Raw genomic sequence first — 16510 nt, forward strand, 5'->3', positions numbered from 1 at the left:
AGGAGGATTAGGTGTCCAGGTTCGGGGATCGTCCCGGCGACCGTCAGCGTGGCCAGGGAGACCGACCGCGCCGTTCCGAGGGTGGCCGTCCAGCAGGCGATCGAAAGTTCAGCAACAACTCCCAGCGTGGTGAAGGCTCCGGCGACCGCACCAACAGCGGTGACCGTCGAGACGACCGCGCCGGCTCCGGCGACCGCGGCGGTTACCGCGGTCAGGGTTCGAACGACCGCGGGGGTTACCGCGGCCAGGGTTCCAGTGACCGCGGCGGCTACCGCAGGGACGACTCCGGTGATCGCGGTGGCTACCGCGGCGACCGTTCGAGCGACCGCGGTGGTTCCGGCGAGCGCGGTGGCTACCGCAAGAGCGACTCGGGCGACCGGGGCGGTTACCGCGGGCAGAGCTCCGGTGAGCGCAGCGGTGGGTACCGCGGCGACCGTCCCGGCTACCGCAAGGACGATTCAGGCGACCGCGGTGGCTACCGCGGCGAGCGTTCCGGTGACCGCGGCGGGTTCCGTCGCGACGACTCGGGCGACCGCGGTGGGTACCGCAAGAGTGACGACCGGGGTGGCTACCGCGGTCAGGGCTCGGGTGACCGTCCCGGCTACCGCAAGGACGACTCCGGTGATCGCGGTGGGTACCGCGGTGACCGTTCGAGCGACCGCGGTGGCTTCCGTCGTGACGACTCGAACGACCGCGGCGGTTACCGCAAGAGCGAGTCCGGCGACCGTGGCGGGTTCCGCTCCGGCGAGCGCGGCGGCTCGAGTGACCGCGGTGGCTACCGCAAGAGCGACGACCGCGGCGGCTACCGGGGCCAGGGCTCCGGTGACCGTTCGAACGACCGCGGCGGGTTCCGTCGTGACGACTCGAACGACCGCGGTGGGTACCGCAAGAGCGACTCCGGTGATCGTGGCGGGTACCGGGGTGACCGTTCGAGCGACCGCGGTGGCTTCCGTCGTGACGACTCGGGTGACCGGGGCGGGTACCGCGGCGAGCGTTCGGGCGAGCGCGGCGGGTTCCGTCGTGACGACTCCGGCGACCGCTCGAGCGATCGTGGCGGCTACCGGGGCCAGGGCTCTGGTGACCGCGGCGGGTACCGCAAGAGCGACTCCGGTGATCGCGGTGGCTTCCGCGGCGAGCGTTCGGGTGACCGCGGCGGGTACCGCCGGGACGACTCGGGCGATCGTGGCGGCTACCGCAAGAGTGACGACCGCGGTGGTTCGCGCGGCGAGCGCTCCGGTGAGCGCGGCGGGTTCCGCAAGAGCGACGATCGCGGTGGGTACCGCGGTGACCGTTCGAGCGACCGCGGTGGGTACCGCAAGAGCGACGACCGCAAGGACGAGCGTTCCGCTCCGCAGCGCGACGACCGTCGTGACGAGCGGAGCCGTGAGCGTGCGGCCCGGTTCCAGGAGCGCATCGCCGACCAGGACGCCACCGGTGCCGGCAGCACCGACGTCGAGGCCGGCACCGCCGAGGTGAGCCGGGGCGCCGAGCGCTCCGGTTACCGCCTGGGTGACGGTGCCGCCGCCACTCGTGCCGCGGCAGGCCGTGAGCCCGCCGCAGCCGAGGACGTCGACGACGCCGAGGACACCGGGACCGAGCCGGAGGCGAAGGCCGTCGAGGAGTCCGCGGTCGCCGCCGAAGCCGGCACGGCCGAGGCCGGCGAGCGCGCCGACGACAGCGCGGACGACAGCGCCGGCACGGGTGCGGACGAGACCGAGCAGCGCGACGAGGCGCCCGCCCCCCGCGGCGGACGGCCCGAGCTGCCCGAGGAGGCCGACCTGTCGCTGCTCGACCCCGAGATCAAGCTCGAGCTGCGCAGCCTGCCCAAGGGGCTCGCGGAGATCATCGGCAGGCACCTGGCCGCGGCCGGGCTGCTGATCGACGAGGACCCGCAGCTGGCCCTGGAGCACGCCCGGTACGCGCGGAGCAAGGCGGCGCGGGTCGGTGTCGTGCGCGAGGCGGCCGGGTTGACCGCCTACTTCGCGGACGAGTGGGCCGAGGCGCTCAGCGAGCTGCGGGCCGCTCGCCGGATGATGCCCGGACCGGGCCACCTGGCGATCATGGCCGACTGCGAGCGGGCCCTGGGCCGGCCGGAGCGGGCCATCGACCTCGCCAAGGACCCGGCGGCCAAGGAGCTCAGCCAGGAGGACGAGATCGAGCTGCGGATCGTCGCGGCCGGCGCTCGTCGCGACATGGGTCAGCTCGACGCGGCGGTCGTCGCGTTGCAGGGGCCGGACCTCGATCCGGGGCAGCGCAACCCCTACTCCGCGCGGCTCTTCTACGCTTACGCCGACAACCTGGCCGCGGCCGGTCGTACCGAGGAAGCCGTCAAGTGGTTCCTCAACGCCGCCGAGGCTGACGACGAAGGGGAGACGGACGCCGCCGAGCGCGCGTTCGAGCTGACCCAGGAGGAGACCGCGGAGCAGTGAGCGAGACGTTGGTCGACCGGTACGACGCGTTGCTGATCGATCTCGACGGCACCGTCTACCGCGGCAAAGAGGTCGTGCCGGGCGCGGTGGAAGCCGTCGCCGAGGCAAGAGAGCACGGCGTCGGGATCCGGTTCGTCACCAACAACGCCTCTCGTTCACCGCAGGCGGTGGCCGATCACCTCGTCGAGCTCGGGTTCGACACGAGCGTCGACGAGGTGAGCACCTCCTCGCAGGCGGGCGCGGCCATGCTGGCCGAGCGCCTGCCGGCGCGGTCCACCGTGCTCGTGCTGGGCACCGAGGCTCTCGAAGCCGAGGTGTTCAAGCGCGGTCTCATCCCGACCGACACCGCCGAAGGCGCGGTGGCGGTCCTGCAGGGCCTGTCCATGGACCTCGGCTGGCGTGAGCTGGCCGAGGCCACCGTGGCCATCCGCGCGGGTGCGCTGTGGGTGGCGTGCAACGTCGACGCCACCCTGCCCACCGAACGCGGCCTGCTGCCCGGCAACGGCAGCCTCGTCGCGGCGCTGAAGGCCGCGACGGACGCCGAGCCGCTCGTCGCCGGCAAGCCCGCCACCCCGCTGCTGCAGCAGGCGGCGAAGGAGCTCGGCGCGCACCGCCCGCTGGTGATCGGCGACCGGCTCGACACCGACGTCCTGGGCGCGGTGAACGCCGGGATGGACTCGCTGCTCGTGCTCACGGGTGTGTCGACCGAGCAGGAGGCGCAAGCGCTTCCGGAAGAGCAAAGGCCCACGTATGTCGGCGCGGACCTGTCGGTCTTGCATCGGCTACCGTAAGACCGTGAGCTACCCCCTGCCCGGACCGCCGCCCAACCCGGCCGACGCCATCGACGGCGCGCTGGAGCGGCTCGACGGGCTCGAGAACGTTCCCCTCGACGAGCACGTCGCGCGGTTCGACGCCGTGCACGCGACGCTCACCGACGCGCTGTCGAGCATCGACAAGGTGTGATGCACAGTGCCTCGCAGGGTGCGGCTTGACGCCGAACTCGTGCGCAGGGGGCTCGCCCGGTCCCGTGAGCACGCCAGCCAACTCGTCGCCGACGGCCGCGTGAAGGTCCGCGGCACCGTCGCGACGAAACCGGCGACCGCCGTGGAGACCTCCGACGCGGTCGTCGTCAAGGACATCGACAACGATCCCCACTGGGCCTCCCGCGGCGCGCACAAGCTGATCGGCGCGCTCGACGGCTTCAAGATCGACCCCACCGGCAGGCGTTGTCTCGACGCCGGCGCGTCCACTGGCGGTTTCACCGACGTGCTGCTGCGCAAAGGCGCGCGTCAGGTGGTCGCGGCCGACGTCGGCAGGGGCCTGCTCGACTGGAAGCTGCAGACCGACGACCGGGTCGTGGTGAAGGACAAGACCAACGTCCGCACCCTCACGCCCGAGGACATCGGCGGCGAAGTTGAACTCGTGGTGGCCGATCTTTCGTTTATCTCGTTGAGGCTTGTGCTTCCCGCACTGGCCGCGTGCCTGAACGAGGAAGGCGACCTGCTGCCGATGGTCAAGCCGCAGTTCGAGGTCGGCAAGGAACGCCTCGGCTCCGGCGGCGTCGTGCGCGATCCCGGACTGCGCGTCGACGCCGTGCTCGACGTGACCAGGGCGGCGGGAGAACTGGAGCTGGCCGTGCACGGGGTCGTCGCGAGCCCGCTGCCCGGTCCGTCCGGCAACGTCGAGTACTTCCTCTGGCTGCGCAAAGGCGATCCCGTCGATGCGGCAGAGATGGTGCGCACCGCCGTCGAAGAAGGGCCCCAATGAGGGAAGTCCTGCTGGTCGTCCACACCGGCCACCAGAGCAACATCGATCTCGCCCGCCAGGTGGCCGGCCGCCTCGCGGTCGGGGGCGTCACGACGAGGGTGCTCGACGACGAGGCGCGTGACCTCGGTCCGTCGTGCTGCACCAAGGTCGTGCCCGCCGACGACCACGCCGCCGAGGGCACCGAGCTGGTGCTGGTGCTGGGCGGTGACGGCACGCTGCTGCGCGGTGCCGAGCTCGCCCGCCCGGCGCGGGTGCCGGTGCTGGGCGTCAACCTCGGCCGGGTCGGGTTCCTCGCGGAGGCCGACTCGGACGCGTTGCACGAGGCCGTGGGCCACGTGCTGGAACGCGACTACTTCGTGGAAGAGCGCATGACGCTCGACCTGATCGCCAAGGTGAACGACGAGGTCGTCGTGAAGACCTGGGCGCTCAACGAGATCAGCGTCGAGAAGCTGATCCGCGAACGCATCCTCGAGGTCGTCGTCGAGGTCGACGGGCGCCCGGTGTCGGCGTTCGGCTGCGACGGGGTGCTGTGCGCGACGCCGACGGGCTCGACGGCCTACGCGTTCTCCGCCGGCGGCCCGGTCGTGTGGCCGGACGTGCAGGCGATCCTCGTGGTGCCGAGCAACGCGCACGCGCTGTTCGCCCGGCCGCTGGTCGTCTCGCCGAAGTCGCACGTCGCGTTCGAGATCGAGTCGACCGGGCATCCGGCGGCGTTGTCCGCGGACGGGCGGCGCACGTTCGAGCTGCCCGCGGGCGCGCGGATCGAGATCGTGGAGGGCGCGGTGCCGCTCAAGGTCGTGCGGCTGCGCCAGGCACCGTTCACGGATCGGCTGGTCGAGAAGTTCGACCTGCCGGTGAAGGGATGGCGGGGACCATCGGCAGGCTGATCGCGCCGCTCGGTGCGTCGGCACTGGCTCGTTATGGTGCCCGCGAGGAAATGTCGGACTCGACAAGTAAGGTTCGCCCTGTGCTGGCCGAGATGCGCATCAATGGCCTTGGCGTGATCGACGAGGCCACCCTTGAACTGGACCCCGGGTTCACCGTAGTGACTGGTGAGACGGGCGCGGGCAAGACCATGGTCGTGACCGGGTTGCACCTGCTCGGCGGAGGCCGGGCGGAGGCGTCCCGCGTGCGCACCGGAGCCGACAAAGCGGTGGTCGAAGGCCGCTTCCAGGCCCCGGCGGGCAGCCCTGCCGCGAAGGTGGCGGAGGAGGTCGGCGGCGACCCGGACGAGGACGGTTCGCTGATCGCGATCCGCACCGTCGGCGCCGACGGCCGCTCGCGGGCCCACGTCGGCGGTCGCTCCGTGCCGGTCGGCGTGCTGTCCGAACTGGCGGAGCAGCTGATCGCCGTCCACGGCCAGAACGACCAGCTGCGGCTGATGAGGCCGACCGAGCAGCGCGGCGTGCTGGACCGCTTCGCGGGCGACGACGTGGGCGGGCCGTTGCGCGCCTACCAGGCCGTCCGCGAGGAGTGGCTGCGCGTGTCGGCGGAGCTGAAGGAACGCACCGAGCGTTCCCGCGAACTCGCCCGCGAGGCTGATCTGCTCCGGCACGGCCTGACCGAGATCGACGCGGTCGCCCCGAAGCTCGGCGAGGACGCCGAACTCCACGACGAGGCCCGCCGCCTGGCCGACGCGGACCAGCTCCGCGAGGCCGCCCAGGGCGCGCAGTTCGCGGTGTCGGGTTCGCTGGAGGGCGACCCGGAGAACCCCGGCGCCCTCGGCCTGATCTCCGAGGCCGCCCGGAGGCTCTCCGCGTCGGAGGACCCGAAGCTGCGCGAGATGGAGCCCCGGCTCGTCGAGGCGGCGACGTTGCTGGCCGACGTCGGTGCCGAGATCTCCGGGTACCTGGACCAGCTGGAGGCCGACCCCGGTCGGCTGGAGGCCGTGCTGCAGCGGCAGGCCGAGCTGAAAGCGCTGACCCGCAAGTACGCGGCCGACGTCGACGGCGTGATCGCGTGGGCCGAGGACGCGCGGACGCGTCTGGGCGGGCTCGACACGTCCGAAGAGGCGCTGACCGGGCTCGCCGCCCGCCGCGACGAGCTGGCCACCGAACTGGCGACGCTCGCGGCGCAGGTGACGGCCGCTCGCGTCGAGGCCGCTCTCGAACTGGGCAAGGCCGTCACCGAGGAGCTGGACGGGCTGGCCATGCCGCACGCCTCCGTGGAGCTCGCCGTCCGGCCCCGGCACGCCGAGGCCGGGGACGCGCAGGCCCTGCCGGTCGGGCGGTCCGTCCTGCACGCCGGGTCGTCCGGGGTCGACGACGTCGAGCTGCGGTTGATCTCGCACCCCGGGGCGCCTGCCCTGCCGGTGCACAAGGGGGCTTCCGGTGGTGAGCTGTCCCGGGTGATGCTGGCGCTGGAAGTGGTGCTGTCGCACTCGGACCCGGTGCCCACGCTGGTCTTCGACGAGGTCGACGCCGGTGTCGGTGGACGGGCGGCCGTCGAGGTGGGTCGCCGCCTCGCCCGGCTCGCGCGGTCGCACCAGGTGATCGTGGTGACGCACCTTCCGCAGGTGGCCGCGTTCGCCGATCGGCACCTGGTGGTGGACAAGTCCGCCGACGGCACGTTCACGCGCTCCGCCGTGCGCAGGCTCGACGAGACGCAACGGGTCGTGGAGCTCGCCCGGATGCTGGCGGGCATGGACTCGACCGACACGGGCCGGGCCCACGCCGAGGAGCTGCTGGCCGCCGCGGCGGCCGACAAGTCCTCCGCGCCCGTGGTCCGGCGGCGCAAGAAGAAGGCCTGACGGAACCGGTCGCGCACCCCTCGGCTGATCCCCGCGGGGTTCGGCATGATGGGAGCGTGACCGGATCTTTGACCACGCGCCGGGTGTTCGGGGCGGTGCTGGTGTTGGTCGCGGCCGGTCTGGCCGTGGCGTCGACCTTCCTGCCCGCGTACTCGGTGCAGGTCCTGGCCAACGGCCGTACGTTGCGCTTCGAGTCCACCGCGTGGGTGGTGGAGCGCGACGACTTCCGCGACATCCTGCTGCTGCAGCCCCTCGAGTTCGGGGAGCCGGCCGTCGGTGCGGCGCTCGTCATGGCACTGGCCGCCGTGCTGGCGTTCCGGGTCCCGGCGATGAGGGTGGCGACGCTGCTCGGGGCCGGGGTGCTGGCCGGGGCCGTCTGGTCCGCCGTCTCCCAGGTGCGGGGTGTGGTGGACCGGCTCGGTGACCTCGACGCTCGCGTGCCCATCGAGGTGGAGCAGGGCGACGGGGTCATCCTGCTGATCGTGGCCGCCGGGATCGGTGTGGTGTCGGCGGTGTTGCACCAGGAGTTGCCCAGGGCGGACAGGTCCGCCGACACCGGTGAGGGGGCCGTGATCCACCAGATCGACGACGAGGCTGACGACACCGACACGCCGCCGTACGGGTACCCGGTGATCGTGGAGCCGAGGGATGGCTGACCGCCGCCGGATCGCCGGCGTCCTGCTCGTGCTGGGGGCGGCGCTGGCCGTCGTCGCGTCGTTCCAGCCCACGTTCAGCAGTGTGTACAAGGACTTCGGGCCCGGTCTGACGATCACCACCACGCTGTGGACCACGTCGTCGGAGCCGTCCACCACTGTTCGCGAGCAGCCCGCGTTCTACGCCGCCGGATGGCCCGTGGTCATCGCGGCGCTGGTCGTCGCGGCGGCCGTGGTGCTGCTGCTGCGGGACAGGACCGCGTTCATCGGACGGCCGCTCGCGGCAGGTGCGGCCGGCCTGCTGGGTGGCGTCGTGCTCCTCTACGTGGGCCAGGTGTACTCGCTGACGCGGGTCGTCGCCGACGAGCCGCTCGCACCCCGGCAGGAACTGGTCTACCACGGCGGCATGTACCTGCTGGTCGCCGCCGCGATCATCGGACTGGTGGGCGCGGTGCTCGCGCAGCAGCGCCACCCCGAGCCGGTGGGAGCCGCGGAGGCGGACGAGGACGGGGTGGTCGTGCACCAGCTCGACGCGGACGACGACACACCGCCCTTCGGGATCGCCCTTCCCCAGGACGAGCAACAGGAGACGCGGTGATCGGGAGAGCCACGGCGGTCGCGTTGATCGCTGTCGGGGTGGTGCTGACGGCGACCGCCATGGTGTTGCCGTGGTACTCGACGGGGTACGCCGGTGGTGTCGAGGTCGTGGTCCGGGCCTGGGGGACGGAGATCCTCAACAAGCCGGGGGACTGGCCCGCCGGTGAGCTGTCGCCCTGGTACGGGGTGCCGGTCGTGGTGACGGTGGTGTTGCTGGTGCTGGGGGTCTGGGTCGACCGGGCGGCACTCGCCGGGGCGGCCGGGCAGGTCGGGGCCGTCGGGGTGATCGGGGCGCTCGTGGTGTCGGAGCGCGGGCACGCCGTCGAGCAGCAGGGGGACTTCGCCGTCGGGTTCGGGCTGGTGTTCCTCGTGGTGGGAACGCTGGTGGCGCTCGCGGGGGCCGTCGCCGCGCAGAGGGAGGCGGCGTGAGGAGGGTTCTCGGGCTGGTCCTGCTCGGGCTGGCCGCCGCGGCCGCGGTCGGGGCGACGTTCCTGCCGTTCTCCGAGCTCTTGATCAGGCTTGCTCCCGGGCAGCCGCAGACCGCGTACGTCACCACCGGGTGGAGCACGCAGTTCGGTGCCACGAAGGACGAGCACGGGCCGTTGTTCGGCATCCCGGTCGTGGTGGCCGCCGCTGCCGTGCTGGCCGGGATGCGGTGGCGGAAGGTCGCGTATGCCGGAGCCGCCGGGCTCGCGGGTGTCACCGGCATGTTGTTCGTGTACCTGCTGAACGCGATCAGCTTTCACCAGGAGGGCAACATCGCGATCGATCCCGCGCTGCAAGCCGGTTTCGGCAACGGGGTCTGGGTCCTCATGGCCGCGGTGGTCGTCGCGTTCGCCGGTGTGGTAGTTCACCCCGACGACTGACCACCTGGAATCGCCCGGCGTGCCTCACCTGTCACGTCCACACCGTGGGTCACTATCGGCCCATGAAGCTTTCCGGGCTGCTGAGCCGCACCAACCACGAACTTCCCGGTGTCACGGGCGTCGCGCGGGTTGATCGGCGCGCGAGCGACCTGGTTCGGCGCGTGAGTGCCGGTGACGTCGCTGTCATGGACCTCGTCGACCTCGACCGGCGCACCGCGGAGGCGCTCGTCGCGGCCGAGGTCGTCGGCGTCGTGAACGCGTCGCCGTCCATTTCGGGGCGTTTTCCCAACCTCGGTCCGGAACTGCTGATCGAGGCGGGCATTCCGCTGATCGACGACGTCGGCGCCGTCGCGCTGCGCGAGATCAAGGAAGGCACGAAGATCCGGCTGCACGAAGGTGTCGTGTACGCCGGGGAACGCGAGCTCGCCAAAGGTGTCGAGCAGGACGCCGAGAGCATCGCCGACGCGATGATCGAGGCGAAGGCCGGCATGTCGGCGCAGCTGGAAGCCTTCTCCGCCAACACCATCGAGTTCCTGCGCCGCGAACGCGCGCTGGTGCTCGACGGCGTCGGCGTGCCCGAGGTCTACGTGGCGATGCGCGACCGGCAGGTGCTCGTCGTCGCCGGCGGCCCGTCGCACGCCGAGGAGCTGCGCAAGCTCCGCAAGTACATCCGCGAGTACCGGCCGGTGCTGATCGGCGTCGACACGGGCGCGGACACGCTGCACGACGCCGGGCTCAAGCCGGACATCGTCGTCGGCGACCCCGACGGCATCGGCACCGCGTCCCTGCGCGCGGCCTCCGAGGTGGTCGTGCCCGCGCAGACCGACGGCCACGCGCCCGGCCTGCAGCGGATCCAGGACCTCGGCATCGGCGCCGTGACCTTCCCCGCTTCGGGCAACGCGGAGGACCTCGCGTTGCTGCTCGCCGAGGCACACGGGGCGTCCCTGGTCGTCACGGTGGGGCTGCGCGCGACGCTGCGCGAGTTCCTCGACCGCGGGCACTCCGGTTCCAACCCCTCCACGTTCCTCACCCGGTTGAAGCTCGGCAGCAAGCTCGTCGACGGGGAGGCCGTCGCGACCTTGCACCGCAGCCGGGTCTCGCTGGGCGTGATCGTCCTGCTGGTGACCGCCGCGATCGTCGCCATGGCGGCGGCGCTGGCGGTGTCCGGCGTCGGTCACGTCTACGTCGACATCGCGGTCGACGGCTGGCACTCCGTCGTCAACTGGTTCAAGGGGTTGTTCACGTGATCACGTTGCGCTACCACATAGTTTCGATCACCGCGGTGTTCCTCGCGCTGGCGGTCGGTGTCGTGCTGGGTTCGACCGCGATCAGCGGGCGGCTGCTGTCGGGGCTGAGCGACGAGAAGAACACGTTGGCACAGCAGGTGAACGACCTGCAGAACGACCGCAACGCGTTGAACGCCAAGCTGACCGAGGCCGACGAGTTCGCGACGTCGGTCGGTCCGCTGGCCGTGAAGGAGAGGCTCACCGACCGCACGGTCGTCATCGTCACCACCGCGGACGCCCGCCCGGCCGACCGGGACGCCCTCACCGGGCTGCTGAAGGCCGCGAGCGCCACCGTCACCGGCGAGGTCCAGCTGACCGACGCGTTCGCCGACCCGTCGCGCGGCGACCAGCTGCGCGACCTCGTGGCACGGCTGCAGCCCGCCGGCTCCCAACTGCCCACGGCCGTGGACCCCGGCACCCGCGCCGGTGGTCTCTTCGGGACGTTGCTGCTGCTCAACCCCACCAACAACCAGCCCCAGGCCACGGCCGACGAGATGGCGTCCGCGCTGTCCGGCCTCACCAACGCCGGGTTCGTGAAGGCGACCTCGGGAGTGAAGCCGGCGCAGCTCGCGATCGTGCTGACCGGCGGTGCCGCGATCGGCGACTCGGCGGCGGACAGGGCCTCGACGGTCGCGCGGTTCGCCACCCAGCTCGACCGGTCCGGTGCGGGCGTCGTGCTGGCCGGCGCGAACGGCTCCGCGAACGGCACGGGGGCGATCGGCGTGGTCCGCGCGGACACCGCCGCGACCTCGATCCTGTCCACGGTGGACAACTCCGACACTCCGGCGGGCCAGGTCGTCGTGGTGATGGCGCTGCGCGAACAGCTGGAGGGCCGTTCCGGCCGGTACGGCGTGGCGGGCAACGCCGAGGCGTCCTCGCCGGGCACCCAGGGCTAGGCGGGCCAGGGCCTAGTCGGTCGCCCACTCGCCGGGAAGCCACCGGGTCAGCATGTCCAGCGACTCCGGTGTGCGGGCACGGGCCCAGAGCCACTCACCGTCGTCCTCGCGCACGATCAGGTCGTCGCTGACGAACCAGCGGGTGCCGGGACCGTGCAGCGGCAGCAGTGCGAAGTGGTCTTCGAGCAGGGAGACGTCCGCCGCGGACGTCTCCCTGTCCGCTGTCACGGCCCCGTCGCGGAACAGCGCCTCCGACAGCACCAGCTCGACGCAGGCGGCGGAGAAGTGCGGCAGCCACGGTTCCCAGCCGCGTTCCGTCGCGTGCACGACGGCCGGGTCGGGGTCGTCGAGGGCCGCGCCCCACGAGGTGACGGAGTGGATCTCCCTGCGGAACACGACGACCTCGCCGTCGAGCCGCAGTTCGCTGGGGGTGAGCAGCCAGTCCTGGTTGCTCGTGAGGTCCGGGCGCTTGCCGAACAACGCGTACGCGTCGCGCACCGCGTCCGGCAGCCGCACGCCCAGCCTGTCTTCGGCGGCGTTCAGGTCGGCGTGGTTCCAGCCGTCCCAGGCCTCGATCGGCTCGGCCCATGCGGCCGCGAAACCCTCGATGAACCGCCACGCCGCCGAGCGGTCGCGCACGACTTTTGCGGCTTCCCCTGCCACGTCGAAGGTCACGTGACAACTTTTCCTGATGTCGGGCCGTGCCGGGGGAAGTTCGGCAAAACCCCTCGCTGCGCCGATCGGGTGATGTGATCTGCCGGGTCGTGGTGCGCTGAGTGACCGGCGGCGTGTTAGCGTTATGGCCCGTGGATAGGGGGATTCGGCCCCCACGATTTTCACGGGAGCCCCGTTGGTGCAGCAGGCACGTACGACCAAGCACGTCTTCGTCACGGGAGGCGTCGCCTCCTCCCTGGGCAAGGGGCTCACCGCCTCCAGCCTCGGCCAGTTGCTCACCTCGCGCGGCCTGCGGGTAACGATGCAGAAGCTCGACCCGTACCTGAACGTGGACCCCGGCACGATGAACCCGTTCCAGCACGGCGAGGTCTTCGTGACCGACGACGGCGCGGAGACGGACCTCGACATCGGCCACTACGAGCGGTTCCTCGCGCGAGACCTGAGCGGCGAAGCCAACGTCACCACCGGCCAGGTGTACTCCGAGGTGATCGCCAAGGAGCGGCGCGGCGAGTACCTGGGCGACACGGTCCAGGTGATCCCGCACATCACCGACGAGATCAAGCGCCGCATCCGGGCGATGGCCGAGCCGGACGCCGACGGCGTCACGCCGGACGTGGTCATCACCGAGGTCGGCGGCACGGTCGGTGACATCGAGTCGCTGCCGTTCCTCGAGGCGTGCCGCCAGGTGCGTCACGACGTCGGCCGCGACAACGTCTTCTTCCTGCACGTCAGCCTGGTGCCGTACCTGGCGCCGAGCGGTGAGCTGAAGACCAAGCCGACGCAGCACTCCGTCGCGGCGCTGCGCAACATCGGCATCCAGCCCGACGCGATCGTGTGCCGCGCGGACCGGGAGATCCCGGACTCGCTCAAGCGCAAGATCGGCCTGATGTGCGACGTCGACACCGACGCCGTCGTCGCGGCCGTCGACGCGCGGTCGATCTACGACATCCCGAAGGTGCTGCACGCCGAAGGCCTCGACGCCTACGTCGTGCGCCGCCTCGACCTGCCGTTCCGCGACGTCGACTGGACGGTGTGGGGCGACCTGCTGGAGCGGGTGCACAACCCGTCCGAGACGGTGAAGATCGCCCTGGTCGGCAAGTACGTCGACCTGCCCGACGCCTACCTGTCGGTCACCGAGGCGCTGCGTGCGGGCGGGTTCGCACACCACGCCAAGGTCGAGATCAAGTGGGTGCCGTCGGACGAGTGCCAGACGCCCGAGGGTGCCGCGCGCGCGTTGTCCGGCATGGACGGCGTGCTGATCCCCGGCGGTTTCGGCGTGCGCGGCATCGAGGGCAAGCTCGGCGCGCTGAAGTACACCCGCACGCGCGGTGTGCCGACGCTGGGTCTGTGCCTCGGCCTGCAGTGCATGGTCATCGAGGCCGCGCGCAACCTCGCGGGCATCGAGGACGCGAACTCGAGTGAGTTCGAAGAGGGCGGCACGCCGGTCATCTCCACGATGGCCGACCAGCAGGACGTCGTCGCCGGTCAGCGCGACATGGGCGGCACGATGCGCCTCGGCGCGTACATCGCGAAGCTCACGCCCGGTTCCGTGGTCGCGTCCGCGTACGGCGCCACCGAGGTCTCCGAGCGCCACCGCCACCGCTACGAGGTCAACAACGCGTACCGGGGCAAGCTCGCCGACGCCGGCCTGGTCTTCTCCGGCACGTCGCCCGACGGCCGCCTGGTCGAGTTCGTCGAACTGCCCGCCGACGTGCACCCGTTCTACGCGGGCACGCAGGCGCACCCCGAGCTCAAGTCGCGCCCGACGAAGCCGCACCCGCTGTTCGCGGCGTTCGTGAAGGCCGCGATCGACTACCGGGTGGCCGACCGCCTCCCGCTGACCGCGGGCGCGTCCAAGTGACGCGCCACGACTTCCGCACGGTCTCCAGCGAGGACGTGCACGTCGGACGGGTCGTCGCGCTGCGGATCGACGAGGTCGAGATGCCCGGCGGCGGCACGGCCAAGCGCGAGATCGTCGAGCACATGGGCGCCGTCGCGGTCGTGGCCGTCGACGACGCGAGCCAGGTCGTGCTGATCCACCAGTACCGGCACGCGCTGGGCAGGCACCTGTGGGAGCTGCCCGCCGGACTGCTCGACCACGACGGCGAGGAGCCGGTCGTCGGCGCCCGCCGCGAGCTGGCCGAGGAGGTCGGGCTCGACGCCGCGCGCTGGGACGTGCTGGTCGACACGGCCGCGTCTCCCGGGTTCACCGACGAGGTCGTGCGCGTGTTCCTGGCGCGGGAGCTCTCCGACGTCGACCGCGACGTGCAGGGCGAGGAGGAGGCGGACCTGGAGATCCACCGCTTCGGGATCGACGAGGCCGTGCGGATGGTGCTCTCGGGCGAGATCGTGAACTCGTCGGCGGTCGCCGGGCTGCTCGCGGCCCGCGAGGTGCTGGAGGGCCGGGCCGAACCGCGTCCGGCCGACGCGCCCTTCCGCGACAAGCCGACCCGGTTCGCCGCGCGCAAGAAGTAGGTTGGACACCATGCAGACGGTGAAGGGCGCCTTCGGACGGTTGAAGGCGCCCTTCGGCGTTCTCGCGCTCGGCGCCGCCGGCGTGGTGGTGCTGCAGTTCGTCGACCCGAACAAGCCCGGCAACCTGCTGCCGAAGTGCCCGTTCAACTGGCTGACGGGGCTCAACTGCCCTGCCTGCGGCGTGACGCGCATGCTGCACGCGCTGCTGCACGGGGACGTCGTCAGCGCGTTCCACTTCAACGCCGTGATGCTCGCGTTGGGCGTGCCACTGGCCGTGTGGCTGTTCTCGCGGTGGACGCGTGATCGGTGGACCGGCGAACGACGATCCGTGCCGAAGTCGGTCGGTGTCGCCGTTCTCGTCGTGGCGGCTCTGTGGGGCGTTGGACGGAATCTCGCCGGGATCTAGTCGCGGAGCTTGCGCCCCTGGGCGTCCGTACCGCCGCTGACCAGCAGGATGATGCCGTCGACCAGCGCCCAGACACCGCACCCGCCGCAGGTCAGCAGCTGGGCGATGCCGATGCCCACGTGGCCGGTGTAGAAGCGGCCCACGCCGAAGCCGCCCAGGAACAGCTGCAGCACGCCCGCGGCGATCTTCGACTTGTCCGACAGCGGAACGCCGGTGATCGGGTCGAAGCCGTATGGCGCTCCCGGGGTGCCGTAGCCCGGCGGGATCATGCCGGGCGGGGGCGGCGGGACCGCGTACTGCGGGCCGGTGGGCGGCGGGTAGTACGGCTGCGTCGGCTGGGGCGGGGGCACGGCGGCGAACGGCACCGAGGGCGGCGCGAGGAACGGCGGGTGCGGCTGTGGGAGGTCGCGGAACAGCTCGGCGAGCTCGAAGTAGCTCTGCGCGCCGGACGCGCGGTTCACGCGTTCCTGGTACTCGCCGATGTCGAGCCGCGCCATCGCGAAGTGGTCGTTCAGGGCGGTGATCGCCTCTTCGCGCTGCTGGTTGCCGATGCGCTGCTGCTCCGGCCCGAATGCTTCTGACACGGCTGAGAACGGTATCCGATGCAGGAGATCCACATCGGGAATACGCTGCGACGATGCTGGTCGGTGTCCCAAAGGAGATCAAGAACCACGAGTACCGCGTGGCCATCACGCCCGCCGGAGTGGTCGAACTGGTGCGCCGCGGACACTCCGTCGTCGTCGAGCGGAACGCCGGCGCCGGCTCGTCGTTCCCCGACCGGGAGTACGCGTCAGCGGGCGCGCGCATCGCCTCCTCCGCCGACGAGGTGTGGGGAACCGCTGACCTGGTCCTGAAGGTCAAGGAGCCGATCGAGCCCGAGTACCACCGCCTGCGGCGCGGGCAGGTGCTGTTCACCTACCTGCACCTGGCGGCGTCGCCGGCGTGCACGGCCGCGATCGCGTCGTCGGGGATCACGGCCATCGCGTACGAGACCGTGCAGCTGGCGGACGGGTCGTTGCCGTTGCTGGCGCCCATGAGCGAGATCGCCGGGCGGATGGCGGCCCAGGTCGGCGCGCACTGCCTGGAACGGGCCCAAGGTGGGCGCGGGGTGCTGCTCGGTGGCGCGCCCGGTGTCGCCGCGGGCAAGGTCGCGGTGATCGGCGCGGGCGTCGCCGGGATGAACGCGGCGACGATGGCCGTCGGCATGCAGGCCGAGGTCGTCGTGCTCGACACGAACGTGAACCGGTTGCGGCAGATCGACTTCACCTACCGCGGGCACCTGCAGACGATCGCGTCGAACGCCTACGAGGTCGAGAAGGCCTGCCGCTGGGCCGATCTCGTCGTCGGCGCCGTGCTGGTGCCCGGTGCGAAGGCGCCCAAGCTCGTCAGCAACGAGCTCGTGTCGCGGATGCGGCCGGGCAGCGTGCTCGTGGACATCGCGGTCGACCAGGGCGGCTGTTTCGAGGACACGCGGCCGACGACGCACGACGCACCTACCTACCGCGTGCACGAGTCCGTGTTCTACTGCGTCGCGAACATGCCCGGTGCCGTGCCGAACACGTCGACGTACGCGCTCACGAACGTGACGCTGCCGTACGTCATCGCGTTGGCGGACAAGGGTTTTGAGCGTGCCGTGGCGGAAGACCCCGCCTTGGCCATGGGCGTCAACGCGCGTGATGGGGAGATCGTCTTGGCAGGCCTGGCGTGATTT

General features: G+C 71.6%; 18 protein-coding genes. 16 read left to right on the forward strand and 2 right to left on the reverse strand.

Annotated features, from left to right (window positions below; genetic code table 11):
* Positions 1–11 precede the first annotated feature (11 nt).
* From ND450_RS42890 to ND450_RS42945, 12 genes are all read left to right on the forward strand, one after another.
* Positions 12–2429 (forward strand): hypothetical protein, encoded by a 2418-nt coding sequence (locus ND450_RS42890; RefSeq protein ID WP_253323673.1) that lies wholly within the window; start codon positions 12–14, stop codon positions 2427–2429.
* Entirely contained in the window at positions 2426–3220 is a 795-nt protein-coding gene (locus ND450_RS42895) for an HAD-IIA family hydrolase (RefSeq protein WP_371927581.1), read from the forward strand. The genes ND450_RS42890 and ND450_RS42895 overlap by 4 nt, the downstream gene beginning before the upstream one ends.
* Positions 3221–3224: 4 nt before the next feature.
* On the forward strand, positions 3225–3392 hold the full coding sequence (locus ND450_RS42900) for a hypothetical protein (protein WP_169745989.1): 168 nt from the start codon (positions 3225–3227) through the stop codon (positions 3390–3392).
* A 6-nt stretch (positions 3393–3398) separates the two neighbouring features.
* Positions 3399–4196, forward strand: coding sequence for a TlyA family RNA methyltransferase (locus ND450_RS42905; RefSeq protein ID WP_253323675.1), 798 nt, complete (start codon positions 3399–3401; stop codon positions 4194–4196).
* Positions 4193–5083: an NAD kinase gene (locus tag ND450_RS42910; protein WP_253323676.1), complete on the forward strand. Its 891-nt coding sequence runs from the start codon at positions 4193–4195 to the stop codon at positions 5081–5083. The genes ND450_RS42905 and ND450_RS42910 overlap by 4 nt, the downstream gene beginning before the upstream one ends.
* Before the next feature lie 80 nt (positions 5084–5163).
* Positions 5164–6945: a DNA repair protein RecN gene (recN, locus tag ND450_RS42915; protein ID WP_253323677.1), complete on the forward strand. Its 1782-nt coding sequence runs from the start codon at positions 5164–5166 to the stop codon at positions 6943–6945.
* 56 nt (positions 6946–7001) lie between these two features.
* A complete protein-coding gene (locus tag ND450_RS42920; RefSeq protein WP_253323678.1) occupies positions 7002–7601 on the forward strand; it encodes a hypothetical protein in 600 nt (199 codons plus the stop codon).
* Positions 7594–8196, forward strand: coding sequence for a hypothetical protein (locus ND450_RS42925; RefSeq protein WP_253323679.1), 603 nt, complete (start codon positions 7594–7596; stop codon positions 8194–8196). The genes ND450_RS42920 and ND450_RS42925 overlap by 8 nt, the downstream gene beginning before the upstream one ends.
* Positions 8193–8624: a hypothetical protein gene (locus ND450_RS42930; RefSeq protein WP_253323680.1), complete on the forward strand. Its 432-nt coding sequence runs from the start codon at positions 8193–8195 to the stop codon at positions 8622–8624. The genes ND450_RS42925 and ND450_RS42930 overlap by 4 nt, the downstream gene beginning before the upstream one ends.
* The gene (locus ND450_RS42935; RefSeq protein WP_253323681.1) at positions 8621–9061 is read left to right on the forward strand and encodes a hypothetical protein; all 441 of its coding nucleotides are present in this window, start codon (positions 8621–8623) and stop codon (positions 9059–9061) included. The genes ND450_RS42930 and ND450_RS42935 overlap by 4 nt, the downstream gene beginning before the upstream one ends.
* Before the next feature lie 62 nt (positions 9062–9123).
* Complete coding sequence (gene steA, locus ND450_RS42940; protein ID WP_089914126.1) at positions 9124–10308, forward strand: putative cytokinetic ring protein SteA; 1185 nt, start codon at positions 9124–9126, stop codon at positions 10306–10308.
* Positions 10305–11243 carry a copper transporter gene (locus ND450_RS42945; protein WP_089914123.1) on the forward strand — a complete coding sequence of 313 codons (939 nt, stop codon included), beginning with the start codon at positions 10305–10307 and terminating at the stop codon, positions 11241–11243. Before steA ends, ND450_RS42945 begins: the two co-directional genes overlap by 4 nt.
* A 12-nt stretch (positions 11244–11255) precedes the next feature.
* Here ND450_RS42945 and ND450_RS42950 read toward each other — a convergent pair whose 3' ends face one another.
* Entirely contained in the window at positions 11256–11918 is a 663-nt protein-coding gene (locus ND450_RS42950) for a hypothetical protein (RefSeq protein WP_253323682.1), read from the reverse strand.
* A 178-nt stretch (positions 11919–12096) separates the two neighbouring features.
* On the opposite strand from ND450_RS42950, the gene ND450_RS42955 reads away from it, so the two are divergent.
* Genes ND450_RS42955 through ND450_RS42965 form a run of 3 tightly spaced genes read left to right on the forward strand, consistent with a single transcriptional unit; the run spans position 12097 to position 14799 of the window.
* Positions 12097–13779, forward strand: coding sequence for a CTP synthase (locus tag ND450_RS42955; protein ID WP_371927582.1), 1683 nt, complete (start codon positions 12097–12099; stop codon positions 13777–13779).
* Complete coding sequence (locus ND450_RS42960; RefSeq protein WP_253323683.1) at positions 13776–14393, forward strand: NUDIX domain-containing protein; 618 nt, start codon at positions 13776–13778, stop codon at positions 14391–14393. Before ND450_RS42955 ends, ND450_RS42960 begins: the two co-directional genes overlap by 4 nt.
* A 10-nt stretch (positions 14394–14403) precedes the next feature.
* Positions 14404–14799 (forward strand): DUF2752 domain-containing protein, encoded by a 396-nt coding sequence (locus tag ND450_RS42965; protein WP_253323684.1) that lies wholly within the window; start codon positions 14404–14406, stop codon positions 14797–14799.
* Here ND450_RS42965 and ND450_RS42970 read toward each other — a convergent pair.
* Entirely contained in the window at positions 14796–15383 is a 588-nt protein-coding gene (locus tag ND450_RS42970) for an NINE protein (protein ID WP_245786051.1), read from the reverse strand. The genes ND450_RS42965 and ND450_RS42970 overlap by 4 nt on opposite strands.
* 53 nt (positions 15384–15436) lie before the next feature.
* On the opposite strand from ND450_RS42970, the gene ald reads away from it, so the two are divergent.
* Positions 15437–16507, forward strand: a complete 1071-nt coding sequence (gene ald, locus ND450_RS42975; RefSeq protein WP_253323685.1) for an alanine dehydrogenase — start codon at positions 15437–15439, stop codon at positions 16505–16507.
* Positions 16508–16510 lie beyond the last annotated feature (3 nt).

The organism is Lentzea sp. HUAS12, assembly GCF_024125735.1.
Lineage (GTDB): Bacteria > Actinomycetota > Actinomycetes > Mycobacteriales > Pseudonocardiaceae > Lentzea > Lentzea albida.

Excerpts from the sequence above, each read along its gene's own strand:
- ND450_RS42910 (WP_253323676.1), top strand. The coding sequence starts at position 4,193 with ATGAGGGAAGTCCTGCTGGTCGTCCACACCGGCCACCAGAGCAACATC.
- ND450_RS42925 (WP_253323679.1), top strand. The coding sequence starts at position 7,594 with ATGGCTGACCGCCGCCGGATCGCCGGCGTCCTGCTCGTGCTGGGGGCG.
- steA (WP_089914126.1), top strand. The coding sequence starts at position 9,124 with ATGAAGCTTTCCGGGCTGCTGAGCCGCACCAACCACGAACTTCCCGGT.
- ND450_RS42965 (WP_253323684.1), top strand. The coding sequence starts at position 14,404 with ATGCAGACGGTGAAGGGCGCCTTCGGACGGTTGAAGGCGCCCTTCGGC.
- ald (WP_253323685.1), top strand. The coding sequence starts at position 15,437 with ATGCTGGTCGGTGTCCCAAAGGAGATCAAGAACCACGAGTACCGCGTG.